At 61.2% G+C, this 23,980-nt stretch carries 25 protein-coding genes and 2 riboswitches; of the genes, 14 read left to right on the forward strand and 11 right to left on the reverse strand.

The features are described from left to right. Positions 1 to 115: 115 nt before the first annotated feature. The 5 genes from ACM62Q_RS00330 to ACM62Q_RS00350 all read left to right on the forward strand — a co-directional run bounded on the left by ACM62Q_RS00330 (position 116) and on the right by ACM62Q_RS00350 (position 6,949). Positions 116 to 571: a SixA phosphatase family protein gene (locus ACM62Q_RS00330; protein ID WP_415032975.1), complete on the forward strand. Its 456-nt coding sequence runs from the start codon at positions 116 to 118 to the stop codon at positions 569 to 571. A gap of 14 nt (positions 572 to 585) precedes the next feature. Continuing rightward, positions 586 to 870 (forward strand): hypothetical protein, encoded by a 285-nt coding sequence (locus ACM62Q_RS00335; RefSeq protein ID WP_415032976.1) that lies wholly within the window; start codon positions 586 to 588, stop codon positions 868 to 870. A 147-nt stretch (positions 871 to 1,017) separates the two neighbouring features. After that, on the forward strand, positions 1,018 to 2,547 hold the full coding sequence (locus ACM62Q_RS00340) for a catalase (protein WP_415032977.1): 1,530 nt from the start codon (positions 1,018 to 1,020) through the stop codon (positions 2,545 to 2,547). 102 nt (positions 2,548 to 2,649) lie between these two features. Then, a riboswitch (S-adenosyl-L-homocysteine riboswitch) is annotated at positions 2,650 to 2,721 on the forward strand. Positions 2,722 to 2,794: 73 nt separating this feature from the next. Beyond that, positions 2,795 to 6,454 (forward strand): methionine synthase, encoded by a 3,660-nt coding sequence (metH, locus tag ACM62Q_RS00345; protein ID WP_415033026.1) that lies wholly within the window; start codon positions 2,795 to 2,797, stop codon positions 6,452 to 6,454. Positions 6,455 to 6,475: 21 nt separating this feature from the next. Beyond that, a complete protein-coding gene (locus tag ACM62Q_RS00350; RefSeq protein ID WP_415032978.1) occupies positions 6,476 to 6,949 on the forward strand; it encodes a VF530 family DNA-binding protein in 474 nt (157 codons plus the stop codon). Positions 6,950 to 7,057: 108 nt separating this feature from the next. Here ACM62Q_RS00350 and ACM62Q_RS00355 read toward each other — a convergent pair whose 3' ends face one another. Both ACM62Q_RS00355 and ACM62Q_RS00360 read right to left on the reverse strand, forming a co-directional pair. Beyond that, entirely contained in the window at positions 7,058 to 7,300 is a 243-nt protein-coding gene (locus ACM62Q_RS00355) for a DUF2442 domain-containing protein (protein ID WP_415032979.1), read from the reverse strand. A gap of 10 nt (positions 7,301 to 7,310) precedes the next feature. Next, positions 7,311 to 7,778 (reverse strand): DUF4160 domain-containing protein, encoded by a 468-nt coding sequence (locus ACM62Q_RS00360; RefSeq protein WP_415032980.1) that lies wholly within the window; start codon positions 7,776 to 7,778, stop codon positions 7,311 to 7,313. 75 nt (positions 7,779 to 7,853) lie between these two features. On the opposite strand from ACM62Q_RS00360, the gene ACM62Q_RS00365 reads away from it, so the two are divergent. Then, positions 7,854 to 8,246 carry a rhodanese-like domain-containing protein gene (locus ACM62Q_RS00365; RefSeq protein WP_415032981.1) on the forward strand — a complete coding sequence of 131 codons (393 nt, stop codon included), beginning with the start codon at positions 7,854 to 7,856 and terminating at the stop codon, positions 8,244 to 8,246. Here ACM62Q_RS00365 and ACM62Q_RS00370 read toward each other — a convergent pair. The 4 genes from ACM62Q_RS00370 to ACM62Q_RS00385 are packed head-to-tail and all read right to left on the reverse strand — an operon-like array spanning position 8,226 to position 12,720. Then, positions 8,226 to 9,434, reverse strand: coding sequence for a multidrug effflux MFS transporter (locus tag ACM62Q_RS00370; RefSeq protein ID WP_415032982.1), 1,209 nt, complete (start codon positions 9,432 to 9,434; stop codon positions 8,226 to 8,228). The genes ACM62Q_RS00365 and ACM62Q_RS00370 overlap by 21 nt on opposite strands. Further along, positions 9,431 to 10,927 (reverse strand): YifB family Mg chelatase-like AAA ATPase, encoded by a 1,497-nt coding sequence (locus ACM62Q_RS00375; protein WP_415032983.1) that lies wholly within the window; start codon positions 10,925 to 10,927, stop codon positions 9,431 to 9,433. The genes ACM62Q_RS00370 and ACM62Q_RS00375 overlap by 4 nt, the downstream gene beginning before the upstream one ends. Before the next feature lie 2 nt (positions 10,928 to 10,929). Next, entirely contained in the window at positions 10,930 to 11,184 is a 255-nt protein-coding gene (locus ACM62Q_RS00380; protein ID WP_415032984.1) for an accessory factor UbiK family protein, read from the reverse strand. 60 nt (positions 11,185 to 11,244) lie between these two features. Further along, the gene (locus ACM62Q_RS00385; protein ID WP_415032985.1) at positions 11,245 to 12,720 is read right to left on the reverse strand and encodes a cobyric acid synthase; all 1,476 of its coding nucleotides are present in this window, start codon (positions 12,718 to 12,720) and stop codon (positions 11,245 to 11,247) included. 189 nt (positions 12,721 to 12,909) lie between these two features. Continuing rightward, positions 12,910 to 13,098, forward strand: a riboswitch (cobalamin riboswitch). A gap of 39 nt (positions 13,099 to 13,137) precedes the next feature. On the opposite strand from ACM62Q_RS00385, the gene bluB reads away from it, so the two are divergent. From bluB to ACM62Q_RS00410, 5 genes are read left to right on the forward strand one after another with little or no spacing between them, the layout of a single operon-like run. Then, positions 13,138 to 13,878, forward strand: a complete 741-nt coding sequence (gene bluB, locus ACM62Q_RS00390) for a 5,6-dimethylbenzimidazole synthase (protein ID WP_415032986.1) — start codon at positions 13,138 to 13,140, stop codon at positions 13,876 to 13,878. Then, the gene (cbiB, locus tag ACM62Q_RS00395; RefSeq protein ID WP_415032987.1) at positions 13,875 to 14,846 is read left to right on the forward strand and encodes an adenosylcobinamide-phosphate synthase CbiB; all 972 of its coding nucleotides are present in this window, start codon (positions 13,875 to 13,877) and stop codon (positions 14,844 to 14,846) included. The genes bluB and cbiB overlap by 4 nt, the downstream gene beginning before the upstream one ends. Next, on the forward strand, positions 14,839 to 15,831 hold the full coding sequence (cobD, locus tag ACM62Q_RS00400) for a threonine-phosphate decarboxylase CobD (RefSeq protein WP_415032988.1): 993 nt from the start codon (positions 14,839 to 14,841) through the stop codon (positions 15,829 to 15,831). The genes cbiB and cobD overlap by 8 nt, the downstream gene beginning before the upstream one ends. Positions 15,832 to 15,850: 19 nt before the next feature. Next, positions 15,851 to 16,705, forward strand: a complete 855-nt coding sequence (locus ACM62Q_RS00405) for a cobalamin-binding protein (RefSeq protein ID WP_415032989.1) — start codon at positions 15,851 to 15,853, stop codon at positions 16,703 to 16,705. Positions 16,706 to 16,726: 21 nt separating this feature from the next. Continuing rightward, on the forward strand, positions 16,727 to 18,832 hold the full coding sequence (locus tag ACM62Q_RS00410) for a diguanylate cyclase domain-containing protein (RefSeq protein WP_415032990.1): 2,106 nt from the start codon (positions 16,727 to 16,729) through the stop codon (positions 18,830 to 18,832). A 24-nt stretch (positions 18,833 to 18,856) separates the two neighbouring features. On the opposite strand, the gene ACM62Q_RS00415 is transcribed toward ACM62Q_RS00410, so the two are convergent. After that, on the reverse strand, positions 18,857 to 19,432 hold the full coding sequence (locus ACM62Q_RS00415; RefSeq protein ID WP_415032991.1) for a PilZ domain-containing protein: 576 nt from the start codon (positions 19,430 to 19,432) through the stop codon (positions 18,857 to 18,859). 223 nt (positions 19,433 to 19,655) lie between these two features. On the opposite strand from ACM62Q_RS00415, the gene metX reads away from it, so the two are divergent. From metX to ACM62Q_RS00430, 3 genes are read left to right on the forward strand one after another with little or no spacing between them, the layout of a single operon-like run. Further along, complete coding sequence (gene metX, locus ACM62Q_RS00420; protein ID WP_415032992.1) at positions 19,656 to 20,786, forward strand: homoserine O-succinyltransferase MetX; 1,131 nt, start codon at positions 19,656 to 19,658, stop codon at positions 20,784 to 20,786. Beyond that, a complete protein-coding gene (gene metW, locus ACM62Q_RS00425; protein WP_415032993.1) occupies positions 20,783 to 21,394 on the forward strand; it encodes a methionine biosynthesis protein MetW in 612 nt (203 codons plus the stop codon). The genes metX and metW overlap by 4 nt, the downstream gene beginning before the upstream one ends. Next, positions 21,394 to 22,662 carry an AmpG family muropeptide MFS transporter gene (locus ACM62Q_RS00430; protein ID WP_415032994.1) on the forward strand — a complete coding sequence of 423 codons (1,269 nt, stop codon included), beginning with the start codon at positions 21,394 to 21,396 and terminating at the stop codon, positions 22,660 to 22,662. Before metW ends, ACM62Q_RS00430 begins: the two co-directional genes overlap by 1 nt. On the opposite strand, the gene ACM62Q_RS00435 is transcribed toward ACM62Q_RS00430, so the two are convergent. The 4 genes from ACM62Q_RS00435 to ACM62Q_RS00450 are packed head-to-tail and all read right to left on the reverse strand — an operon-like array spanning position 22,613 to position 23,965. Beyond that, positions 22,613 to 22,945 carry a hypothetical protein gene (locus tag ACM62Q_RS00435; protein ID WP_415032995.1) on the reverse strand — a complete coding sequence of 111 codons (333 nt, stop codon included), beginning with the start codon at positions 22,943 to 22,945 and terminating at the stop codon, positions 22,613 to 22,615. The two genes, ACM62Q_RS00430 and ACM62Q_RS00435, sit on opposite strands and share 50 nt — an antisense overlap. A 2-nt stretch (positions 22,946 to 22,947) precedes the next feature. Then, the gene (locus tag ACM62Q_RS00440) at positions 22,948 to 23,241 is read right to left on the reverse strand and encodes a YqjK family protein (RefSeq protein ID WP_415032996.1); all 294 of its coding nucleotides are present in this window, start codon (positions 23,239 to 23,241) and stop codon (positions 22,948 to 22,950) included. After that, a complete protein-coding gene (locus ACM62Q_RS00445; protein WP_415032997.1) occupies positions 23,238 to 23,651 on the reverse strand; it encodes a phage holin family protein in 414 nt (137 codons plus the stop codon). Before ACM62Q_RS00445 ends, ACM62Q_RS00440 begins: the two co-directional genes overlap by 4 nt. A gap of 2 nt (positions 23,652 to 23,653) precedes the next feature. Beyond that, complete coding sequence (locus tag ACM62Q_RS00450; protein ID WP_415032998.1) at positions 23,654 to 23,965, reverse strand: DUF883 family protein; 312 nt, start codon at positions 23,963 to 23,965, stop codon at positions 23,654 to 23,656. Between the last annotated feature and the right edge of the window lie 15 nt (positions 23,966 to 23,980).

Below are 23,980 nucleotides of genomic sequence, written 5' to 3' on the forward strand. Positions count from 1 at the left end.
GGGCTGAGAGACTGGGCTGAGAGATTGGATAGAGAGGTGCGGCCAAGATACAGGCTGGCGGCCGCTAGGTTTCAGGCTAAGATGAATCCGTATGTTGCGCGGCGGAGGTGAAAAAATGGATCTATGGCTCTGGCGTCATGCCGAGGCGGTGGACGGCGGCGATGATCTGGCGCGGCCCTTGACGAAGCGCGGGCGCAAGCAGGCTTTGCGCATGGCAGATTGGCTGCTTGCGCGCTTGCCGGCGGATTGCCGTATTTTGGTCAGCCCGGCGGTGCGCACGCGGCAAACGGCAGAGGCCTTGGGTTTGCCCTACGACATTTGCCCGGAGATTGCGCCGGCGGCCGGTGTCGAGAGTCTTTTGGCGGCAAGTGCCTGGCCCAGTGCGGGCGGTGGTGTGTTGCTGGTTGGGCATCAGCCGGCGCTGGGGCAGTTGCTGGCGCAACTGCTCAGTGGCGAAGCCGCTGCCTGGAGTTTGCGCAAAGGCAGTGTGTGCTGGCTGCAAAGCCGTCAGCGCGGGGGCGAAATGCAAACGGTTTTGCGCGCCGTATTGCCTGTGGAATGTCTGGATTAAGCAAGGAGCTCAAAGTGTCCGTACTCGATAAAGATGAAGCGGTGTTGACCGTATTGCTCGAGCGTCTGGAAAAACAGACCTTGCCGCGTTTGTTCGAGATGCAGACGCGGGCGGATCGAGGTGAGCTGTTAAACGATGCGGATCTTGTCTTTCTCGAAGAGTCCATGCGCGAAGCCAGGCAGAGTGAGGCTTTGGTCATCGAGCACCCGCAATATCAGCGGCTGGCGGGCAAACTCGTGGATCTCTACAAGGCAATTACAGATAAGGCGCTGGCCAATCAGGAGCGCGAAAGTACCTGATTTGGTCTGTGCGGGTGATGCTGGCCGGGATTTTTTCTGGCTATTTCCCCGATAGGGAATTTTCAATGGGCGCTTGCTTGCCGGTGAATTAAGATGAATTTCGCGCGGTTTGGTGGCCGCATTTTTAACGCTTACAGGAGAGATGCCATGTCAGAAAAACCTACGAAGTGCCCCGTCACCCAGCTCACGACCGATTTCGGGATGCCGGTCAGCAGCAACCGCGACAGCCTCAGCGCCGGCCCGCGCGGCCCGCTGCTGGCGCAGGACGTGTGGCTCAACGAAAAGCTCGCCAACTTCGTGCGCGAAGTGATTCCCGAGCGGCGCATGCATGCCAAGGGCTCGGGTGCCTTCGGTACCTTCACCGTGACCCAGGACATCACCCGTTACAGCCGCGCCAAGCTGTTTGAGCAAGTCGGCAAGAAAACCGAAATGTTCGCTCGTTTCACCACCGTCGCCGGCGAGCGCGGTGCGGCGGACGCCGAGCGCGACATTCGCGGCTTCGCGCTCAAGTTCTATACCGAGGAAGGCAACTGGGACATGGTCGGCAATAACACGCCGGTGTTCTTCATCCGCGATCCACGCCAGTTCCCCGACCTGAACAAGGCGGTCAAGCGTGATCCCAAGACCAATCTGCGCAGCGCCACCAACAACTGGGATTACTGGACGCTCCTGCCGGAAGCCCTGCACCAGATCACGGTGGTCATGTCTGATCGCGGCATTCCGGCCAGCTACCGCCACATGCACGGCTTTTCCTCGCACACCTACAGCTTCTGGAACAAGGACGGCGAGCGTTTCTGGGTCAAGATGCACTTCAAGACCCGGCAGGGCATCAAGAATCTGAGCGATGCCGAGGCGACGGAAGTCATCGGCCACTGCCGCGAAAGCCATCAGCGCGACCTGTATGAAGCCATCGAGCGCGGCGAGTTTCCGAAATGGACGATGTATGTGCAGGTGATGCCGGAAGCCGATGCCGAGAAGGTGCCCTACCACCCCTTCGACCTGACCAAGGTCTGGCCGCATGCCGACTACCCGCTGATCGAAGTCGGCGAGTTTGAGCTGAACAAAAACCCGGAAAACTTCTTCCTCGACGTCGAGCAATCGGCCTTCTCGCCGAGCAATCTGGTGCCGGGTATTGGCGTTTCGCCCGACCGCATGCTGCAGGCGCGCCTCATCAACTACCCGGACGCGCAGCGCTACCGCCTGGGCGTGAACTATCAGCAGATTCCGGTGAACGCCGCCCGCTGCCCGGTGCACAGCAACCACCGCGACGGCCAGGGCCGGGTGGACGCCAACTACGGCAGCGCGCCGCACTACGAGCCGAACAGCTTTGGCCAATGGCAGGCGCAGCCCGAGTTCGCCGAGCCGCCCTTGAAGATCAACGGCGATGCGCAGCATTGGAGCTTTCACAAGGACGACAGCAACTATTTCGAGCAGCCGCGCAAGCTGTTCCAGTTGATGAGCCCGCAACAGAAGGAAGCGCTGTTCGGCAACACCGCGCGCGGCATGGGCGATGCGCCGGAATTCGTCAAATTCCGCCACATCCGCAACTGCCATGCCGCCGACCCGGCCTACGGGGCAGGTGTCGCCGCTGCAATGAATCTCGATTTGCAGAAAGCCCTGGCCTCGCAAAAGGATGACCCGATGTTCGGCAATCCGCTGGTGGCCTTGCCGGTTTGATCTGCTGATCGGAGCCGATGGTAGGGGGCCGCGCTGTGCGGCCCCTGTCATTTTCCGCGCCGATATTTGGCTTTCCGAACATCTGCCGGTAAACTGCGCAGCTCTGCCGAGGGGCGCTGCGACCTTGAACACTTGAGGGCCAGGCTCGGCATATTTCAACGGCGCTCGCAAACCCTGTTCCCACTTTGGTTTGCAGTGCCGTTCATATTTTGGCGCTGCGGCCAGCCGCCTTGCCGAGATGACCATGATCCAGCCCGACCGCACCGCCGAACTGCACGCCCTGCTTGCCCAACGTCTTCTGATTCTCGACGGCGCGATGGGCACCATGATCCAGCGCCACGGCTTGCAAGAAGAAGACTACCGGGGCGCACGTTTCGCGGAGCACCCGCACGACCTCAAGGGCAACAACGATCTGCTGGTGCTGACCCGGCCCGACGTGATCGGCGGCATCCACCGCGCCTATCTGGAGGCCGGGGCCGACATCCTGGAAACCTGCACTTTCAATTCGACCGCCGTGTCGCAGGCCGATTACAAGCTGGAAAGCGTCGTCCATGAACTGAACCGCGAAGGGGCGGCGCTGGCCCGCCGCCTGTGCGACGAATTCACTGCGCAGAATCCAGCCAAGCCGCGCTTCGTTGCCGGCGTGCTCGGCCCCACCTCGCGCACCTGCTCGATTTCGCCGGACGTGAACGATCCCGGTTACCGCAACGTCACGTTTGATGAACTGGTGGTCGATTACAGCGCCGCCATCGCCGGGCTGGTCGAAGGTGGCGCCGATATTCTGCTGGTCGAAACCGTGTTCGATACGCTCAACGCCAAGGCGGCGCTGTTCGCCATTGCGCAGTTTTTCGAGCAGGCCGGGCGGCGCTGGCCGGTGATGATTTCCGGCACGATTACCGATGCTTCCGGGCGTACGCTGTCCGGGCAGACGGCGGAAGCTTTCTGGAATTCGCTGCGCCACATCCAGCCCTTGAGTTTCGGTCTGAACTGCGCGCTGGGGGCGAAGGAGTTGCGCCAGTACGTCGAGGAACTGGCGCGGATCTGTGACTGCTATGTCTCAGCTCACCCCAACGCCGGTCTGCCCAATGCCTTCGGCGGCTACGACGAAACCCCGGCGCAACTGGCGGAGGAGATCGAAAGCTGGGCGCGTAGCGGCATCGTGAATATCGTCGGCGGCTGTTGCGGCACCACGCCGGAGCACATCTGCGAGGTGGCCGGGCGGGTGGCGGCGGTGACGCCGCGCCCGCTGCCGCAAATCGCCCCGGCGCTGCGCCTGTCCGGGTTGGAGCCATTCAACGTGCTGCCGGATTCGCTTTATGTGAACGTTGGTGAGCGTACCAACGTCACCGGTTCCAAGGCGTTTGCCCGCATGATTCTCGAAGGCCGCTTCGACGACGCGCTGGCGGTGGCCCGTCAGCAGGTCGAGAACGGCGCGCAGGTGATCGACATCAATATGGACGAGGCGATGCTCGATTCGCTCGCCGCGATGGACAAATTCCTTAAGCTGATTGCCTCGGAGCCGGACATTTCGCGGGTGCCGATCATGCTCGATTCCTCCAAGTGGAGCGTGATCGAGGCCGGGCTGAAATGTATTCAGGGTAAGGGCATCGTCAATTCGATTTCGATGAAGGAAGGCGAAGCGCAGTTTCTCGAACAGGCTCGGCTGGCACGGCGCTACGGCGCGGCGGTGATTGTCATGGCCTTTGACGAGAAAGGTCAGGCCGATACCTTCGCCCGCAAGACGGAAATCTGCGCCCGCGCTTATGCACTGCTGACCGGCATCGGTTTTCCCGCCGAAGACATCATCTTCGACCCGAATATTTTCGCCATCGCCACGGGTATTTCCGAGCACGATAACTACGCCGTCGATTTCATCGAATCGCTGCGCTGGATCAAACAAAACCTGCCGCACGCGCACATTTCCGGCGGCGTGTCCAACGTGTCGTTTTCCTTCCGGGGCAACGACCCGGTGCGCGAGGCGATCCACACCGTTTTCCTTTACCACGCGATTCAGGCGGGCATGACCATGGGCATCGTCAACGCCGGCATGCTTGGTGTGTACGACGATCTGGAGCCGGCACTGCGCGAGAAGGTCGAGGACGTGGTGCTCAACAGGCACCCCGGTGCGGGCGATGCGCTGGTCGAGTTTGCGCAGACGGTGAAGGAGGGCAAGGCCAAGGACAGCGGCCCCGATCTTTCCTGGCGCGAGCTGCCGGTGGAAAAGCGTCTTGAACACGCGCTGATCAAGGGCATCACCGATTACGTCGTGGCCGACACCGAGGAAGTCCGGGCGCAACTGGCCGCCGAGGGCAAGCCGCCGCTGGCGGTGATCGAAGGGCCGCTGATGAACGGCATGAACCACGTCGGCGATTTGTTTGGGGCGGGCAAAATGTTCCTGCCGCAGGTGGTGAAATCGGCCCGTGTCATGAAACAGGCGGTGGCGCATCTGGTGCCCTTCATCGAAGAAGAAAAGGCGCGCTCCGGCCTGGGAGCCAAGGGCAAGATTCTGATGGCGACGGTCAAGGGCGATGTGCACGACATCGGCAAGAACATCGTTGGCGTGGTGTTGGGCTGTAACGGCTACGACATCATCGATTTGGGCGTGATGGTGCCGTGCGAAAACATCCTGCGTGCGGCGCGCGAGCATCAGGTGGATATGATTGGTTTATCCGGCTTGATCACGCCTTCACTGGAAGAAATGGCGCATGTGGCCGGTGAAATGCAGCGTCAAGGTTTGAGCCTGCCGCTCTTGATCGGCGGCGCGACCACCAGCCGTGCGCATACGGCGATCAAGATTGCGGCAAATACGGACAGCCCGGTGGTTTATGTGCCGGATGCTTCGCGCGCGGTGGGGGTGGCGACGAAACTTTTGTCGGCCGAACAAAAAACCGCTTATCTCGCAGAAATTGCCGCCGATTACGAGAAAGTGCGCGCCGAACACGCCGGGCGCAAGGGCGCGACGCTGGTCACCTTGGCCGAGGCGCGCGCCAATCGTTTCACGTGGAACGCAGCCTATACGCCGGTGCGCCCGGCCGCTTTGGGGCGGCATGTACTCGATGTGCCGTTGGCGGAACTGCTGGCCTTCATCGACTGGTCACCCTTCTTTCAGGCTTGGGATCTGGCGGGGCGTTATCCGGCGATTCTGGAAAATGAGGTGGTCGGCGAAACGGCGCGACAACTCTTTCAAGATGCGCAGCAAATGCTGGAGAAAATCGTCAGTGAGCGCTGGCTCACCGCGCGCGCGGTGTTTGGACTGTATGCGGCGCGCGGTGAGGATGAAGATATCGTGTTGTATACCGATGAGAGCCGGGCCGTCGAGGCGAGTCGCTGGGTTGGCTTGCGTCAGCAGATCAAGCAACCGCCAGGGCGCTTCAATCAGTCGCTGGCCGATTACATCGGCGAAGAAGACTACATTGGTGCCTTCGCCGTGACGGCGGGGTTGGGGATTGAAAATAAGCTCGCCGAATTTACGGCAAGCCACGACGACTATTCCGGCATCTTGCTTAAATCATTGGCCGATCGTCTGGCCGAAGCCACCGCGGAATGGCTGCATCACCAGGTGCGCACGCGTTACTGGGGCTATGCTGCGGATGAAAATTTCGATAATGACGCCTTGATTGCCGAGCAGTACACCGGCATCCGCCCTGCGCCAGGCTACCCCGCCTGCCCGGATCACACCGCCAAACGTGCGCTGTTTGCCTTGCTCGATGCGCCGGCCATCGGCATGGAATTGACGGAGTCTTGCGCCATGACGCCGGCGGCTGCGGTTTCCGGGTTTTTCATCGGGCATCCTGGTGCGAAATATTTCGCCATTCCCAAAATCGCCCGCGACCAGTTGGAAGACTGGGCGCGGCGCAAGGGTATGGATACCCGGGAAGCCGAGCGCTGGCTGGCCCCGCTGTTGTAAATCATCTGTCTGGAGCCCCCCATGACTGAGGAAATCAACTACGGCAACAACCCTCTGCACGGCGTCAGCCTGAAACAGCTGGTCACGGAGCTCGCCCAGCACTACGGCTTCGACATCCTGTTCGCCTACTTGAACATCAATTGTTTCAAGACCAAGCCGAGCATTGAATCGAGCGTCAAGTTCCTCAAGAAAACCGACTGGGCGCGGGAGAAGGTCGAAGCCTTCTACCTTTATCAGTTCAAGAGCCTGCCCCGGGCCTCGGCGGCGCAATTTGAATTGCCGCCGCGCGAGCGCATCATTCCACCGGGGGAAATGCCGGGGCCGCCTGCTGAATTGAGTTTAGAAGACGCGCAGCGGCTGCGGGAAAAGCGCGCCCGGAAAGCAGCGCAGCACGATCAGGAAAGAAGGCCGCGTTCAGGCGGTGCCGGCGCTACGACACCAGGGCGGCAGGCGGCGACCGGCAGCAGCGATCCTTGGGCAAAATGGCGGAAATAAGGCGGAAATAAGGCGGATCAGCCACGCCAAGTACCGTTATTCGCGCTGTCCGCCTGCGAACCAATATATCGATCGATCCACGCCAAATTCAGCCTGCGCTTGCTAAAGTCAGGCCGGAAGAGACCGATCGTAGAGTGTTTCAGGTGCAATATCGATATTTCCTGGCCAAACGACGGTGCCGTAATCAACGGTTGCCTTCGTAAAGAGAGGCGAGTTTTTCAGTTGGACAAAAGGCTTCTTGTCCATTAAAGGGGTCATATCGAATACCCGTTTCTCCCCGTTCTCGAACTCCAGAAGCAAGGTGTAATCAGGCTTTGCATCGACCCGAACCACATCCAACAGGATGTTCATGTCGCGCTCCTCATTGCAGTGGCGCAATCCGGAAAAGCTGTTCACCAGCGAGAGCGAGCTCCCAGTTAGCGAACAACTCATCTTTGTGGATTTCAATCCAGGCTTGCACCATTTTCAGTTGCTTGGGTGGAATGCTTCCCGCCAACACGTTACCGTCGTCGATAGCAACAGACGCCTTCTGCCCGGAGTAGCGTACGTGAATGTGCGGCAAGTTGTGGCGGTTGTTGTCTTCGAACATGATTGCTACCAAGATGCCGTAGAACATGCTGATTGTAGGCATAAGCCCTCCTTTTCGGACTGATTTTAGCTGATTACTCAGCCGCCAGCGGCGCGCGAGCGCTTTCTGGCTATGTCGGCAGCGCAGCCCGTCGAGCGGGTGACGGCCTATCCGGCGCTGGCGCGCGCTGCCAGTGCCGATGAACTGCCCGTGACGACGGGCGGTGACGCGGGCGATAATGTCTGCCCCGCAACCCTTCATTCCCGCGATGTCAGACCTTCTTCATCCCCTGTTCCGATCTGGCGTGATGCCGTTTGCCGAGTGTGGAGGCTCTGCATGTTGAATCTCGACCCCAGCGCTGCCCACGCTTTTCTCGCTGCGCATCCGGAAGCGGTGCTGGTCGATTGCCGCACCGAAATCGAGCATATGTACGTCGGCCACCCGGTCGGCGCGGAGCATGTCGCCTGGCAGGAAGCGCCGGATTGGGAGGTGAATCGGCATTTTGCCGAACAGGTGGTGCGTTTGGTGAAACGGGATTTGACGCGTCCGGTATTGCTCATTTGCCGTAGTGGTAACCGCTCGGTGGACGCTGCTCTGGTGCTGGAATCTGCCGGTTTTACCCAGGTCATCAATGTGACCGAGGGCTTTGAAGGCCCGCTCGACGATGATTTTCACCGTGGCACACAGGCTGGCTGGCGTTTTCGTGGACTACCCTGGCAGCAAAGCTGAGTTGCGCTGCAGGCGATGGTGTGCCACGGTGGCCAGGCTGCCTGCAGCGAGCATGGCCGCCATGCCAAGCGCCAGGGTCCAGGTCGATCCCCATAAGAGCGGCGCCAGCAATGCTGCGGTGACGCCATTGGTCGCAGACTGGAAAAAAGTCTGGCAAGACGCTGCCAGGCCGCGTTGCTCCGGGAAGGGGTCAAGGGCGAAGAGGGTCAGGCTGGGCATGGCGAGCGACATGCCACAGGTGTAAATGAGGATGGGCAAAACGCTCCACGGCAGTCCCGGCGGCAAAAAAGCGCTGAGGCCTAGATTGAGCAGCGCGGCACTCGCCATGACGAGGTGGCCGTAGAGCACACAGCGGCCGGCAGAAATTTTTCCGGCGAGTCGCCCGGCCAACCATGAACCGCAGATCAAGCCGGCCATGCCGGGGCCAAAGAGCCAGAGAAAGGCCGTTTCCGGCAGCTTGAGATGCTGCATGAGAAAAACCGGCGAAGACAGGACGTAGAGAAAAAACCCATTGAAATTCAAAGACAAAGCCAGGCTTGCCAGAAGAAAACGCGGAGAACCGAAAACCTTGCGGTAGCTGTGCAGCAGATAGCTGGGGCGCAAGGACTGGCGCTTTTCCGGCGGCAGGGTTTCCGGTAACAGGTGATAGCTGCCCCAGAGGAGGAGGGCGGTTGCGCCCACCAGGAAGAGAAAAATAGAACGCCAGCCCCAGAAAGTTTGCAGCCAGCCCCCGATCAAGGGGGCGAGTGCCGGGGCGAGCGCAAACATCATGGTGATATGGGCCATGAGCCGCTGGGCGGGCGCGCCGTCGTACAAATCGCGCACGATGGCGCGGCTAATAACGATGCCGGCCCCGGCGGTGATTCCTTGCATGGCGCGCCAGAACCAGAGCTGTTCGATACTGCTTGCAAAGGCGCAGCCGAGGGAAGCGCAGGCAAAGAGCCCGAGGGCGAACAAGATTACCCGCCGTCGCCCGAAGCGGTCGGCAATCGCGCCATGCCATAGGGTCATGACAGAAAACGCAAAAAGATAGGCGGACAGGCTTTGCTGGACTTCTAGCGGGCTTGCCTGCAGGCCGGCGGCAATGTCCGGGAAGGACGGCAGATAGGTGTCGATGGCGAACGGGCCGATCGCCGATAACGCCGCCAGGAGCAAGGCCAGGCTGCGCGCGTGGGAAGAAGCGGTCATGAAGAGAGGTCGCTGCCAAAGCGGCGATATTGGATGGCTTCGCGCAAGTGTACGGGAAGAATCGAATCACTGTCGGCCAAATCGGCAATGCTGCGCGCCAGGCGTTGAATGCGGTGCCAGGCACGGGCGGAGAGTTTCAGGCGTTCGGCGGCGCGTTGCAAAAGAGTCTGACCGCTGTCATCGAGCGCGCAGTAACGGTCGATTTCGCGCCCGGCGAGCAGGGCGTTGGCTTTGTTTTGCCGCGCCAATTGGCGCGCCCAGGCGGCAATCACGCGCTGGCGAACGCTGGCGGAATCTTCGCCATCGGCCGGGGCGACGAGTGCGGCAGCGGGCAGGGGCGGCACGTCGACGAAGATGTCGATGCGGTCGAGAAACGGCCCGGAGAGTTTGCCGCGATAGCGCGCCACCTGGTCTGGCGTGCAGCGGCAGCGCGCTTGCCCGAGGTAGCCGCAGGGGCAGGGGTTCATCGCCGCGACTAGCTGAAAGGCCGCCGGGTATTCGGCGTGGCGGGCGGCGCGGGCGATGTGGATGCGTCCGCTTTCCAGCGGTTCGCGTAGGGTTTCCAGTACCTTGCGCTCGAATTCCGGGAGTTCATCGAGAAATAAAACGCCGTGATGCGCCAAGCTGATTTCCCCCGGGCGCGGCGGATTGCCGCCACCGACCAAGGCCGGGGCAGAGGCCGTGTGGTGCGGGCTGCGGTAAATGCGTGCGCCGTAGCGGGCGGGATCGAACTGGCCGGTGAGGGAGAGGATCGCCGCCGATTCGCGCGCTTCGTCTTCGCTCAAGGAGGGCAAGAGGCCGGGCAGGCGGGCAGCGAGCATGGATTTTCCGGTACCCGGCGGGCCGCTCAAAAGTAGGGAATGGCGTCCGGCGGCGGCGATTTCCAGCGCCCGACGCGCTTGATGTTGCCCGCGCACGTCGGCTAAATCGGGAAAACTCAGCGGACTTTGCGGCGTTTGCGGGCGCGGTCCGTCCAGTGGTTTGGTGCCCACGAGGTGAGCGCACACTTCGAGTAAAGATCGTGCGGCGAGAAGATTGGCCTGGCCGCACAAGCTGGCTTCTTCGGCGCTGGCCACGGGCAGAATGAAGCAGCGGCCATCGCGGCTGGCGTGCAGCATCATGGCGAGCGCGCCGCGCACCGGGCGCAACTCGCCGGAGAGCGACAACTCGCCGGCAAATTCATGACCGGCCAGACGCGCTGCCGGAATTTGTCCGCTGGCAGCGAGAATGCCGAGGGCTATCGGCAAATCGAAGCGCCCGGATTCCTTGGGTAAATCGGCCGGGGCAAGATTGACGGTAAGGCGGCGGTTGGGGAATTCGAAACCGGAGTTGAGAATGGCAGCGCGCACCCGGTCGCGCGCCTCGCGCACCTCGGTATCGGGTAGGCCAACCAAGGTCAGCGCGGGTAAACCGTTGGCGGCATGCACCTCGACTGTGACCAACGGCGCATCCAGCCCTTCTAGGCCGCGACTCAAGGCGACGGCCAGGGACATGCTTAGTCCTGCGTGGGCGGGGTGGCGCGCGCCTCTTCCAGTGCGCGGATGCGCGCTTCCAGTATTTCCAGGCGTTCGTAGGCGCGGCGCAGCAATTCGACTTGAATGTCGAATTCTTCTCGGGTGACGACATCGAGCTTGCCAATCAGGCCATTGACCATGGCTTTGGCGTTTTTTTCGATATCGCGCGCCGGTGAATTGGCGAGCAGGTGGCTCATGCGGTTGCCGAAATCTTCGAGAATTTTTGGATCGAACATGGGGTTTCTCCGTGGATGTGCGATGGTAGCACAGGCTTGCGACAAAATATGCAAATGTAATTAAAGCGGCCAGTGCGCTCGCCCGGCAGAATCCAGGCTGTCCCAGTCGAGTGCTGTTTCTACCGCATCGGCCAGGCGTTCCAGATCCGCGGCACGGCGGGCAGCGATGTCGACCGGCTCGATGCCTGTTGCGCCTGCCCAGACAAGCAGTGCGGCGAGCGCCTCGGGGTGATCGAACAGGCCGTGGCAGTAAGTGCCGAGGATTTGTCCGTCGGCAGAAAAAAGGCCGTCCCAGCGCCCATCGTCAAACCGCATGGCGGGTTCGTGCGCGCCGGTGATTTGGCTGACGCCTTGGTGAATTTCGTAGCCGCGCAGTGCCGGTGCGCCGGGCAAATTGAGCGTGCCGCTCAGGTTACGCAGCTGTTTTTCGCTGGCTAAGCTGGTGTTGAGGGGTAAATGCCCCAATCCTCGGCTGCTGCCGGCACGACCTTCCAGCGCCAGCGGGTCGGCCACATTCTCGCCCAGCATCTGATAGCCACCGCACAGGCCAATGAGTTTGCCGCCATAGCGCAGGTGGCGGGCAATCGCCGTATCCCAGCCCTGTTCGCGCAGCCAGGCAAGGTCGGCGCGCACGGCTTTCGAACCCGGCAGCACGATCAGATCGGCCGCCGGCAGTGCTTGCCCCGGGCCGATCCAGGAAAAATCGACCTGCGGATGCAGGCGCAGCGGATCGAGATCATTGTGGTTGGAGGTGCGTGGGTAGGCCAGGGCGATGACTTTCAGGCGTTTTTCACTTTTGCCGCCCAGTTCGTTCTTGGCAATGGCGTCTTCGGCTTCCAGCGTCAAACCGTGCAGATAAGGCAAAACGCCCAGCACGGGCTTGCCGGTGCGTGCGCAGAGCCAGTCCAGACCCGGTTGCAAAAGGGCGATATCGCCGCGAAAACGGTTGATGACAAAACCCAGCACGCGCGCCCGCTCGCTTTCCGATAACAGTTCCAGCGTGCCGACCAGGTGCGCGAAAACGCCGCCACGATCAATGTCGGCCACGAGTATCACCGGGCAATCCACCGTTTCGGCAAAACCCATATTGGCAATGTCACGCGCGCGCAGATTGATCTCCGCCGGCGAGCCCGCGCCTTCCACCAGCACATAATCGTAGCGTTCGGTGAGGCGCTGCCAGGATTCCAGTACGGCCGCCATCGCCCGTGGTTTGTAGTCGTGATACGCGCGTGCATCGAGATCGAGCGCCGCCTTGCCGTGAATGATGACTTGCGCTCGGCGGTCGGTGGTCGGTTTGAGCAACACCGGATTGAAATCGATGTGCGCCGGCAAACCGCAAGCCCAGGCCTGCACCGCCTGTGCCCGCCCAATCTCGCCGCCGTCCACCGTCACCGCCGAATTGAGCGCCATATTCTGCGGCTTGAACGGTGCCACCCGCAGCCCCCGGCGCGCCAGTATCCGGCACAAAGCGGCCACCAGCGTCGATTTACCGGCATCGGAAGTGGTGCCTTGCACCATCAGGGCGTTAGAGATCATCTGTGCGCGTCTTGGCAAAAATCGTCATTATCCCTGTTGAATGGCTCTGGCAGAATACTTACCTTGCGCAAAACTAGGGTGCCGATGATGAAACACGAGCTGCTCAATTTCGCCTTGGCAAGAAAACTGGCTGAGGAGTTGCTTGCCCGCATGTCGAACGTCCTTTAGCATCACCCCTCCCGGAAAATTTCCGGGTTTTTGTCTCACGGTGCCTGCTGACGAGAAGGGTTGGCAGGAGAATCGGGAAGGCGGTGCAAATCCGCCACGTGCCCAGCGCTGTAAGGAGGATGGGCGATGCACAGGCCACTGCGTGAGCGGGAAGGCGCATCGTTCGGGTGAATCCAAGTCAGAAGACCGGCCGGGAGACCTTGTCAGGCACCGTGGACGGGTGCTGTTGTCTTTCCAGAAGGGGAATCCATGGAAAACCAGTACGCTTTTTCTGCTGACGAACGCGCAGCGGTCTACCACAGTATTTTCAGCCGTCGCGACGTGCGCGGCCAGTTTTTGCCGGATGCGGTGCCCGATGAGGTTTTGGCGCGTATCTTGATGGCGGCGCACCATGCGCCCTCGGTCGGTTTCATGCAGCCTTGGAATTTTTTGTTGGTGCGCGAGCCGCAGGTGAAAGCGCAGGTGCATGGTTTGTTTGCCCAGGCGCATGACGAAGCCGCCCTGATGTTTGCCGAAGAAAAACGCGAAACTTATCGGCGTTTGAAGCTGGAAGGCATATTGGAAGCGCCGATTAACCTGTGCATTACCTGTGATCGTTCGCGCAGCGGGCCGGTGGTGATCGGGCGCACGCACATCAAAACCATGGATTTGTATTCCAGCGTTTGCGCGGTGCAAAACCTGTGGCTGGCGGCGCGTGCCGAGGGGCTGGGCGTGGGTTGGGTGAGTATTTTCGATCAACCGGCCCTGCAGGCGGTTTTGGGGATGCCGGCAGAGATCGTGCCGATTGCCTATCTGTGCATCGGTTACGTCAGCCATTTTTACGACAAACCGGAATTGGAAACGGCGGGCTGGTTGCCACGTCTGCCCTTGGCGGATTTGATTTATTACGATCAATGGGGGCAGGCCGACACGCAAGGGCGGGAAAGCCTGACGCAAGAAGTGCGGACGGTGCAAACGGCGCTGCAGACGCAGGGTATCGCGCCACGATGAGTGATTCGCTGGTGCCCGCCGCATTGGCAGAACAGTATTTTGCGCTGCCGTTTGCTGCCTTGGCGGCGGTGCTGCTCGATCGTTGCCTGGGCGAAGTGCGGCGCTGGCATCCACTGGTGGGCTTTGGCCGTGTGGTGAACTGGGTCGAAGGCTGGGCGAATCGGCGCTCGCTGATTTCTGGTGTGGCGGCGTGGTGCTGGGTGGTGCTGCCCGGTGTCGTGCTGCTTTTTGTCGTGCGCCATGAGGCGTCTTTTGGGCTGCGCTGGGCGCTCGATGTGGTGGTGCTGTATTTTTGCCTGGGGGCGCGCAGCTTGAGCGAGCACGCCGAAGCCATTGCGCTGCCGCTGCAGGCGGGAGATTTGCCCCTGGCGCGGCAGAAGGTGGGGTGGATCGTTTCACGTGAAACCGCTGCGCTCGATACCGCGGGTGTGGCGTGTGCAGCGGTGGAGTCGGTGCTGGAAAACGGCAATGATGCCGTATTCGGTGCCTTGTTCTGGTTTGCCGTGGCCGGTGCGCCGGGGGCCTTGCTCTATCGTCTGGCCAATACTCTGGACGCCATGTGGGGTTATCGTAACGCGCGTTTCAATGCGTTCGGCTGTTGTGCGGCGCGTATCGACGATGCCCTGAACTGGTTGCCGGCCCGCCTGACCGCCTTGAGCTACGCACTGCTTGGGCAGACGCGCCAGGCCTTACGTTGCTGGCGGACGCAGGCGGCGCGGTGGGAGAGCCCGAACGCCGGCCCGGTCATGGCCGCCGGCGCCGGGAGCCTGGGGCTGTGTTGTGGCGGTGCGGCGGTGTATCACGGGCGCACCGAAATGCGCCCTACCCTGGGCTGTGGTGCCGCACCGGGCGCGGCCGATGTGTTGCGGGCGAGCCGTCTGGTCGGGCAGACCCTGGGCTTGTGGCTGCTGAGCATTTTTGTACTGAGTGCGCTGCTTTGCGCCGTACAGGGGGTGTGGCGTGCTTGAACACGGCGGACGATTGCGTGCAGCGGCGGCGACCTACGGCATCGCTCTGGCGGATTGGCTGGATTTGTCCACCGGCATCAATCCGCAGGGCTGGCCAGTGCCGGCCTTGCCGCCCGCCGTGTGGCAGCGTTTGCCGGAGGAGGAAGACGGCCTGCTGGACGCTGCCGCCGGCTACTACGGCAATGCCGGGCTTTTAGCGCTGCCCGGATCGCAGGCGGCGATCCAGTTGTTGCCAACGTTGTTTCCGCCGGCCAGTGTGGCCTGCCTGGGGCCGCTGTATCAGGAACACCCACAGGCCTGGCAGCGGGCCGGGCATCGGGTGCGGGAATTGCCGACCCTGGCCCGGGCGCTGGCGGCGGCAACACCCTATGTGTTGTTGTGTAACCCCAATAATCCGACAGCCCGGGCGCTGCCGCGCACTGAATTGTTGGCTGCCGCGCAAAAGCTGGCGGCGCGCGGAGCCTGGCTGATTGTCGATGAGGCCTTCATTGACCCGGTACCGGCCGAAAGCCTGGCGTCTTTGGCGGGAACGGCAGCGGCAGCTAATTTGATCGTGCTGCGTTCTTTGGGTAAGTTTTTTGGCCTGGCCGGGGTGCGGGTGGGTTTTGTTTTTGCGGCAGAAAAAATCCGTGCGCAGTTGGCGCAGCGCCTGGGGCCGTGGTCGGTGGCTGGGCCTTCCCGGGAGGTTGCCCGTCTGGCCTTGCAGGATAGCGCCTGGCAAATGACGGCGCGGCAGCGCTTGTTCAAGGACAGTAGGCGTTTGGCCGCGCTGTTGGCGGACTTGGGCGAGGTGGAGGCGAGCGCTTTGTTCGTCATCGTGCGCAGTGTTGCGGCGGAGGCGTTGCATAGGTTTTTTGCCCAGCGGGCGATTTTGACCCGCCACTATGCGCCGCAGCCTTTGTTGCGCTTCGGTCTGCCGGGCGATGAAAGCGGCTGGCAGCGCTTACAGGCGGCGCTTGAAATTTGGAAAAAAAATGCGGTTTAAGGCGCTCAAGTGCTTTTTGATGTTTTCCTTGTGCAGCGCCTCCGTTCTGGCCGATCAGAGGTTCACCGATGACAGCGGGCGCAGCCTGCGTCTGGCGCGTCCGGCAGAGCGCATTGTGGCTTTGGCACCGCACATCACGGAGGTGCTGTACTCGGCAGGGGCCGGTGAGAAAATCGTCGGCACGGTGGACTATAGCGATTACCCGCCGGCAGCCCGGCAGATACCGCGTGTCGGCGGCTATTCGCGCATCGATCTGGAAGCGGTGCTGGCCTTGCAGCCCGATCTGGTGATCGCCTGGGAGAGTGGAAACAACATGGCGCAGGTGGAAAAGCTGCGTAAGTTAGGCATTGCGGTGTATATCTCGCAGCCCAATAATTTGTCGGACGTGGCCCGCCAAATTGAACGTTATGGCCAACTGGCCGGCAGTGAAGCCATTGCCCGGCCGGTGGCGCAAGATTTTCGTCAGCGCTTGGCGGCGCTGCAGGCCGCATATCAAGATAAACCCAAGGTACGCACCTTTTATCAAATCTGGAAAACTCCGCTCATGACCGTGGGTAAAACACAGATCATCAGCGATGCCATACGTTTGTGCGGCGGTGAAAATATTTTTGGCAGCCTGCCCGCCATGGCACCGCGCGTCAGTTTGGAGGCGGTGGTGGCGGCGAATCCGGAGGCGATCATCGCGACGGGAAAAGGCGGCATCCGCCCGCAATGGCTGGATGACTGGAGCAAATGGTCGGCTATGACGGCGGTGGTGCGCGATAATTTGTTTTATATCGACCCGGATATCATGCAGCGCCATACGGCGCGCATTCTCGACGGCACGCAACGCCTGTGCGAGCATCTGGACACCGCCCGGCGGCGTCGCCCCTGATTTTCCTTTTTGAGTCTGTCGATGAATTCTGTCAGCTTTCGCCACAAACTTTTTCTGCTGACGCTCTTGCCCAGCGCTTTGCTGACGTTGCTGTTGATCGCTTATTTTTCCTTGACCGGCTTGGACGCCTTGGAGCAGCAGATGCGCAGCAAAGGGCTGTCCATCGTGCGCTATCTGGCACCGATCAGTGAATACGCCATCATCGCCGGGCAACGTGAGTATCTGCAGTCTCTGGCCCGGGCGGCGGGGGCGGAAGATGGGGTAAAAGGTGTTTTGATCGTCGATGCCAAAGGCCGCACTTTGGCCGCCAGTGGACGTATTTCGCTGTCGGCGGAGGTTTTGCAAAGTAGCGTGAATGGCCCTGAAGCGGTGGTGGATGAAGTGCAATGGCTGGCGTTCTCCGCGCCGGTCGTGCGCAGTGTCGATAGCGGCCGGGTGGCGCTCGATTTACCGGGTTTCGTGGTCGACGGCAGTCGCGAGCGGGTGGGGCAGGTGTTCATCGAACTGGATAAAGCACCGATCAGGGAACGTCGCCACACCTTGCTGGTGCATGGCGCGCTGGCGCTCTTGTTGGTGCTGGGTGTGATGGGCTTGTCGGCCAGGCTGCTTGCCCAGAAAATCGTACGCCCGCTGCAGCGTCTGGTGGAGGCGGCGCGTGCGATGTCCTCGGGGCAATGGACGACGCGGGTGCGGGCCGATTCTGGTGGCGAACTGGGGGTGCTGGAAGCCGGTTTCAATGACATGGCGGAACACGCGGAAGAAGCGCACCGCATTTTGCAGAAACGCATCGAAGAGGCCACCGCGCAACTCGTTTTCCAGGCGCGCCATGATCCTTTGACCGGGTTGGTGAATCGGCGCGAATTCGAAGAATGCCTGCAGCGTGCGCTCACCGCCCTGCAGACCGGGGGCGAATCGTTTTGTCTGCTGCAGATCAACATCAGCCACTTGAAGCATGTCAATGAAAGCTGCGGTTATCGGGCGGGGGATGAGTTATTGCGCCAGCTGGCGCAGTTGCTTGAGCGCCAGTTGCGCCCGCAGGATTGCCTGGGGCGCCTGGGCGGGGATGAATTCGGCTTGATTCTTGCGGGGGCCACGCCAGCACAGGCCCGCCAACTGGCGCAGGAGCTGTGCAAGCGGGTGGCGGCCCACCGTTTCATCTGGCAAGACAAGGTTTTTGGCATCACGACCTATGTCGGCTTGACCCAGGCTTCGGCGGCCGCGCCAGATGCTCAGGAAATGCTGGTGCGCAGCGATGCCGCCTGTCTGGCGGCGCGTCAGCCGCAGGCCCAGGGCATCGCTGAAAGTCTTTTGCCGGCGGGAACACCGATGCGCGCCCCTGGCGTGCCGCTCTGGAGCGAGCATCTGGGGCGGGCGCTGGCAGAAAATCAGCTGCGTATCGAAGCGATTCCGATCCACTGTCTGCGCGCAGAAGAAACGGTCGTCAAGCTTTGCCTGCTGACCCAGCGCCTAAATACCGCCGCGGCGTCCCCCCCCTATTCCATGCTGCTCGAAGCGGCGGAACGGCAGGGGGTGGCGCAGGCTTACGATCACTATCTGCTGATGGCGGCATTTGATCTTTTGGCGCGCAGTCAGCATCAGGCGGGGCAACTGTGCTGCCTGTTGCCCTTGTCGGCACAGGCGGTAGCGAGTGCAGCAACGGCGAATTTTATTGCGGCGCGTCTGGCGGCGCTGGGAATGCGCGGTCATGGTTTGTGTTTCTTGTTCGATGAAGCCTTGGCGAGCGCGCAGACGAGCCGGGTCATGGCGTTTGCGCAACAGATGCGCGGCCTCGGTTGCCAGATCGCCCTCGGGCGCTTTGGCGCGGGCAGCACCTCGTTTGCCTTGTTGCACACACTTTCCCCCAGCTATGTGCACATCAGCCCCAGTCTGACACGCAGCCTGCCCGGTTCGCATTCCTTGACGGGTTTGTTACGCGCCATTCTCGATATCACCGCCGAACACGGCATTCCCGCCATTGCCGGCGATGTCGATGCGGCACCGAGCCTGGACGCCTTGCGCGAACAGGGCATTGGCTATGCTTTTGGTCAGGCGGTGGCACCGCGTGAGCCTTATCTGGCTTGGCTGGAAGGGGTGGTCATGCGTGGTCAGGCGCAGCGCGCCGGCTAGCGGTGCACCCGCGGACGGCAGGTTTCAGCCGGGCTTTTGGGTGTCTTGCCAGGCCTTTTCGGAACAGGCCGAATGCTCGCTGATCACCGCACCGTGGTGTTCGGTGGCAACCAGGCAGAGTGAGAGTCCGGCAGAGTCGATCTGGCTGACGCCGGAAAGATCGATATGGTCGATGCCGACGCGGGTGATGGCGTGCATGAAATCGCTGCGCAGCGAACCATTCAAGCCGCCGCTGATACGCATCACCTTGCGCCCGCCCAGATCGTGCACCGAGAGGGCAGAGGCTTTGCCGCTCACCAGGGCTTCGCGCATGGCGTCTTCGATCAAGACCGGGTTGATCAGGCCGATGCGAAAACGCGCACCATATAGATCGCCCAGGCAGTTCAGGATGCTGACGGCAACATCGACCACCGGCGAGCCGAACAGGGAAAATTCGCAACCGGCGGTGCCGTGCGTGGTCAGCGGCACATCGGTGCGCAGCATGAGGCCGGAAATGGAAAGATTTTCCAGACTGCCCACGCCGCTTTGTCCGGCAAACCCGATTTGCACGCGCGGCGGCTCGCTGAAGCGAATGCGTTGGTGTTTGCGCTGTTCGATCACGGGCGTGACTCCGCAGGGGCGATGGAAAAACGGCGATTCTAACAAAGCCGCTGCCGATTGTTGAGAATTTGACTTTTACCGTTCTCGATCGTATCTTTCTCGCGATCCGGCCGGGCCGGGGCGCCGATTTGGACTCAGATTGCGGGCGCTTGCCAAATACAGCTAAAACGGGGGCTACCCAGTTCACGTTGGTGCAACTGGGTTTTTTGTTTTAGGAATCAGCATGCCGGGACAATCGGTTGGTGTCGTCCAAGCACAACATTTTCATTTCGCGCAGCCGCTCACGCTGCGCAGCGGTACCACGCTGCCGGCTTACGATCTGGCCGTGGAAACCTATGGCAGCTTGAATGCTGCCAAGTCCAATGCCATTTTGGTGTGTCATGCACTTTCTGGGCATCACCACCTTGCCGGCCATTACGCCGATCAGCCGGATAACCTGGGCTGGTGGGACAACATCGTCGGCCCCGGGCGTCCGCTCGATACGGATCGTTATTTCATCGTCGGGGTGAATAATCTTGGCGGCTGCCACGGCTCGACCGGCCCGACCACCCTCAACCCGGCCACCGGTAAGCCCTGGGGCGCAGATTTTCCCATCGTGGCGGTGAGTGATTGGGTGGAAACCCAGGCGCGTTTGGCGGATTTGTTCGGTATCGACGCTTGGGCGGCGGTCATGGGCGGCAGTCTGGGCGGTATGCAGGCGCTGCGCTGGACGATTTCGCATCCGCAACGGGTACGCAATGCCTTGATCATCGCTTCTGCTCCCAAGCTGACGGCACAGAACATCGCATTTAACGATGTGGCGCGCCAGGCGATCCTGACGGACCCGGAATTTCACGGCGGCCATTACTACGAATATGGCGTGCGCCCGGTGCGCGGTTTGAAACTGGCGCGCATGCTTGGCCATATCACCTATCTCTCGGATGACCAGATGGGCGAGAAATTCGGCCGAGAGTTACGCCACGATCGCTTTACCTTCAATTACGACGTGCAGTTCGAGGTGGAGTCTTACCTGCGTTATCAGGGCGATAAATTTGCCGGTTATTTCGACGCCAATACCTATCTTTTGATGACCAAAGCGCTCGATTATTTCGATCCGGCGCGTCTGGACAACGGGAATTTCGTGCAGGCCATGGCGCGGGCGCACCCGCAAACCAATTTTTTTGTCGCCTCTTTCTCTACGGATTGGCGCTTTTCGCCGGCTCGTTCGCGCGAAATCGTTGCCGCTTTGCTGGCCAATGGACGGCAAGTGTCTTACGCAGAAATCGATCTGAATTTCGGCCACGACTCTTTCCTCATGGAAGACGCGTATTACCACGCGCTGGTCGATGCTTTTCTCAGGAACATCACGCTATGACCAATGCTCTGGGTCGCGCCGATTTTGATGTCATTGCCAGCTGGGTGGCACCGGGCCACCGTGTGCTCGATCTCGGTTGTGGCAACGGGGCGCTTTTGCGTCACCTGATCGACAGCCGACAGGTGCTGGGTTGGGGGGTGGAGATCGATAAAAGCGACGTGCTGGCGGCGATCAAAAATGGCGTGAACGTGATTCAGAGCAATCTGGAAGATGGTTTGCAGGATTTTGCCGACCAGTCTTTTGATCACGTCGTTTTGTCGCGCACCTTGCAAACCGTGCGCCACACCGAGGCAATTTTGCGCGAGATGCTGCGCGTTGGGCGCGAGGCGGTGGTGTCCTTTCCCAATTTTGCCTACTGGAAGAACCTGCGCTCGGTGCTCGACGGGCGCATGCCGGTTTCCGAAGATCTGCCCTATCAGTGGTATGACTCGCCCAACGTACGCTTTTTTACCCTGCTCGATTTTGAAGCGCTGTGCGCCCAGATGGGGCTGACCGTGGTCGAGCGCCAGGTTCTGGACGAAGCCGGGCAGGTGGTGGTGGCGGATGCTGCGCGCGATCTGAACTTTCTCGGCAGTCTCGCCGTGTATCGCCTGACGCGTAATTCCTGATGCCTGCCTGGCTGAACGCGATGCTCAATCGGCGCATGCTGATTTGCATCTTTACCGGCTTCGCCTCGGGCCTGCCGCTGTATTTGCTGCTCAACCTGGTGCCCGCCTGGTTGAAAACCGAGGGCTTGTCATTGCGCGCCATCGGTGCCTTTGCCCTGATCCAGTTTCCCTACACCTGGAAGTTCCTCTGGGCACCGTTGCTCGACCGCTACGGCATCCTGCCCTGGCTGGGGCGGCGGCGCAGCTGGATGTTCGTCTCCCAACTTGGCTTGCTGGCAGCCATTGCCTGGCTGGGACAGTTGTCGCCGCGCGATGATTTGCCGCTGATCGTTGCCTTGACTGCCGTGCTCGCCTTTCTTTCCGCAACCCAGGATATCGCGCTCGATGCCTTTCGTCGGGAAATTCTGCCGGATGTCGAATTGGGCTTGGGCAATGCCATTCACGTCAACGCCTACCGTATTGCCGGCTTGGTGCCGGGCTCGCTGGCGCTGATCTTGGCCGACCACCTGCCGTGGAGCCAGGTTTTCATGATTACGGCAGCGTTCATGGTGCCTGGCCTGCTGATGACTCTGAGCGTGCGCGAGCCGCCGGCCGCCGGTGGCACCCCGCGTAGCTTGCGCGAGGCCGTCGTTGAGCCGTTTCGCGAATTCTTCGGCCGGCATGGAACACAATCGGCCCTATTGGTACTGGCCTTTCTTTTCTTTTATAAGCTCGGCGATTCCTTGTGCACCGCGCTGGCTACGCCGTTTTACCTGGATATGGGCTATACCAAGACGGAAATTGGCATCATCGCCAAGAATGCTGGCTTGTGGCCGGCAGTGGCGGGCGGCATTCTGGGCGGGGTATGGATGCTCAAGTTGGGCATCAACCGTGCCTTGTGGGTATTTGGCGTGGTCCAGGCAGTGACCATATTGGGTTTTCTCGGGCTGGCCTGGGTGGGGGCGGCAGAATCGACGCCGGCACGCCTGATTCTGCTGGCGCTGGTGATCGGTAGCGAAGCCATTGGTGTGGGGCTGGGCACGACAGCGTTTGTTGCTTTCATGGCGCGCACCACGCATCCGGCGTATACGGCGACCCAGTTGGCCTTGTTCACCAGCTTGATGGCGGTGCCGCGCACAGTGATCAACGCCGGTGCCGGCTGGTTGGTGGAAAACATGGGCTGGGTGGGCTTTTTCGCCCTGTGCTTTCTGCTCGCTCTGCCCGGCATGCTTTTGCTGATTAAGGTTGCTCCGTGGCACGCGCCGGCGGACGATCGTCCTGCCGTTTGAGCCGCCGTCGATCCAGCCACCAGGCGTAAGCAGGCAGAATCAAGGCCGAGCCGGGCAGCAACAGCAAGACGAGATAAGGTGACAAATGCGCCAGTTGACGCATGTGGCGGATCAGTTCCGCGCGTTCATCAGCAGTCCAGGATTGACCGTTACGCGGTTTCATCAACAAAGGCATGATGCCGCGCACGGCGGCGGCATCGGTAACGATACGGCGCATTTCGCGCCGCTGTGCCGTGAGTAGCTGCCGCCACCAAACGGGGGGCGATTCAGGGGGGCCGCTCACGCTTAGCGCAGGGCGTTAAAGCCGCTACGTAGCGCCTGCCAGCCGCGCCACATGAAAAAGCCGCGCTTTGCCCAGCGCCAGCTGCGCCGGGGCCGTGCCGCCGCCAGCAAGGCCACGCCAGCACCGACGGCGAGCGGGCGTTGGCGTAGCCAGTGCAGGGCGTGGCCGATTTGATCGCCTGTTGCACAAATGCTTTTCACGGCTTGGCTGTGTTCGGCCAAGGCCGTGCGCTGGGCGGCGATGCGCGCCGTCAGTTGGCCTCGGCGCACGGCCAGCAAGAGGCGTTTTTCGTTCATGCCTCGTCCTGCAACTGGCTGATGTCTTGTTCCAGTTCAGCCAGGCTGCTTTGGAAGAGGCGGCTGGGTTTACGTGCCTGGCGGCGCAAAGAAAAGGCCAGCCAGAAGGCAGCGATGAAAAAAACCGCCGCAAAAACGCCAAACACCTGCACCCGCTGCTCCCAGAAGGCCAGTGCCAAGCTGAATACGGCCATGATGACGCCAAGAGCGAGCAAGAAAGCAATGCCGGTGGCCTGCATCCAGAGGCCGATGAGGCGGAATTTTTCCTCCTCGATTTCGACCACGAGCAACTCGGCTCGCGTGCGCCCAGTGCTGAGCAGCGTGAGCAGCAGATTTTTCAGGGAAGCAAAGAGACCGCCGGAACGCGCGGCAGCGTCCGGCTTGTCTTCGCTCGCAGGCGTGGCGCTCACGTTTAACGTCGGCCGATCAGCACACCCAGTGCCAGGCCCAGCGCGGCGGCGACGCCGACGGCTTTCCACGGCTGGTCATGCACGAAATCGTCAGTGGCGCGGGCGCAGGCTTTGGTCTTGTCGACGACGGCTTGTTCCAGATCGAGCACGCGTTCTTTGGCATCGCGCAGGCGCACACCGAGGCGTTCGCGCAACTCGCTCACTTTTTCGCCGGCAACGCCGGTCGTGGCACGCAGGAGTTCTTCGGTATCGGAAATCACGACTTTCAGGTCGGATACCAATTTTTCTTTGCTGGCAGCGGTTTGTTCGGCCATTTTGTTACCTCGTTT

The organism is Azonexus sp., from assembly GCF_047638095.1.
Classification (GTDB): domain Bacteria; phylum Pseudomonadota; class Gammaproteobacteria; order Burkholderiales; family Rhodocyclaceae; genus Azonexus.

What these genes read in the sequence shown, in the direction of transcription:
- ACM62Q_RS00375 (WP_415032983.1), bottom strand. Translation starts at nt 10,927, where the DNA reads ATGTCCCTGGCCGTCGCCTTGAGTCGCGGCCTAGAAGGGCTGGATGCG.
- ACM62Q_RS00365 (WP_415032981.1), top strand. Translation starts at nt 7,854, where the DNA reads ATGTTGAATCTCGACCCCAGCGCTGCCCACGCTTTTCTCGCTGCGCAT.
- metW (WP_415032993.1), top strand. Translation starts at nt 20,783, where the DNA reads ATGACCAATGCTCTGGGTCGCGCCGATTTTGATGTCATTGCCAGCTGG.
- ACM62Q_RS00360 (WP_415032980.1), bottom strand. Translation starts at nt 7,778, where the DNA reads ATGAAGGGTTGCGGGGCAGACATTATCGCCCGCGTCACCGCCCGTCGT.
- ACM62Q_RS00385 (WP_415032985.1), bottom strand. Translation starts at nt 12,720, where the DNA reads ATGATCTCTAACGCCCTGATGGTGCAAGGCACCACTTCCGATGCCGGT.
- bluB (WP_415032986.1), top strand. Translation starts at nt 13,138, where the DNA reads ATGGAAAACCAGTACGCTTTTTCTGCTGACGAACGCGCAGCGGTCTAC.
- ACM62Q_RS00380 (WP_415032984.1), bottom strand. Translation starts at nt 11,184, where the DNA reads ATGTTCGATCCAAAAATTCTCGAAGATTTCGGCAACCGCATGAGCCAC.
- ACM62Q_RS00430 (WP_415032994.1), top strand. Translation starts at nt 21,394, where the DNA reads ATGCCTGCCTGGCTGAACGCGATGCTCAATCGGCGCATGCTGATTTGC.
- ACM62Q_RS00440 (WP_415032996.1), bottom strand. Translation starts at nt 23,241, where the DNA reads ATGAACGAAAAACGCCTCTTGCTGGCCGTGCGCCGAGGCCAACTGACG.
- metX (WP_415032992.1), top strand. Translation starts at nt 19,656, where the DNA reads ATGCCGGGACAATCGGTTGGTGTCGTCCAAGCACAACATTTTCATTTC.
- ACM62Q_RS00350 (WP_415032978.1), top strand. Translation starts at nt 6,476, where the DNA reads ATGACTGAGGAAATCAACTACGGCAACAACCCTCTGCACGGCGTCAGC.
- ACM62Q_RS00410 (WP_415032990.1), top strand. Translation starts at nt 16,727, where the DNA reads ATGAATTCTGTCAGCTTTCGCCACAAACTTTTTCTGCTGACGCTCTTG.
- ACM62Q_RS00370 (WP_415032982.1), bottom strand. Translation starts at nt 9,434, where the DNA reads ATGACCGCTTCTTCCCACGCGCGCAGCCTGGCCTTGCTCCTGGCGGCG.
- ACM62Q_RS00330 (WP_415032975.1), top strand. Translation starts at nt 116, where the DNA reads ATGGATCTATGGCTCTGGCGTCATGCCGAGGCGGTGGACGGCGGCGAT.
- ACM62Q_RS00355 (WP_415032979.1), bottom strand. Translation starts at nt 7,300, where the DNA reads ATGAACATCCTGTTGGATGTGGTTCGGGTCGATGCAAAGCCTGATTAC.
- cbiB (WP_415032987.1), top strand. Translation starts at nt 13,875, where the DNA reads ATGAGTGATTCGCTGGTGCCCGCCGCATTGGCAGAACAGTATTTTGCG.
- ACM62Q_RS00340 (WP_415032977.1), top strand. Translation starts at nt 1,018, where the DNA reads ATGTCAGAAAAACCTACGAAGTGCCCCGTCACCCAGCTCACGACCGAT.
- ACM62Q_RS00450 (WP_415032998.1), bottom strand. Translation starts at nt 23,965, where the DNA reads ATGGCCGAACAAACCGCTGCCAGCAAAGAAAAATTGGTATCCGACCTG.
- ACM62Q_RS00405 (WP_415032989.1), top strand. Translation starts at nt 15,851, where the DNA reads ATGTTTTCCTTGTGCAGCGCCTCCGTTCTGGCCGATCAGAGGTTCACC.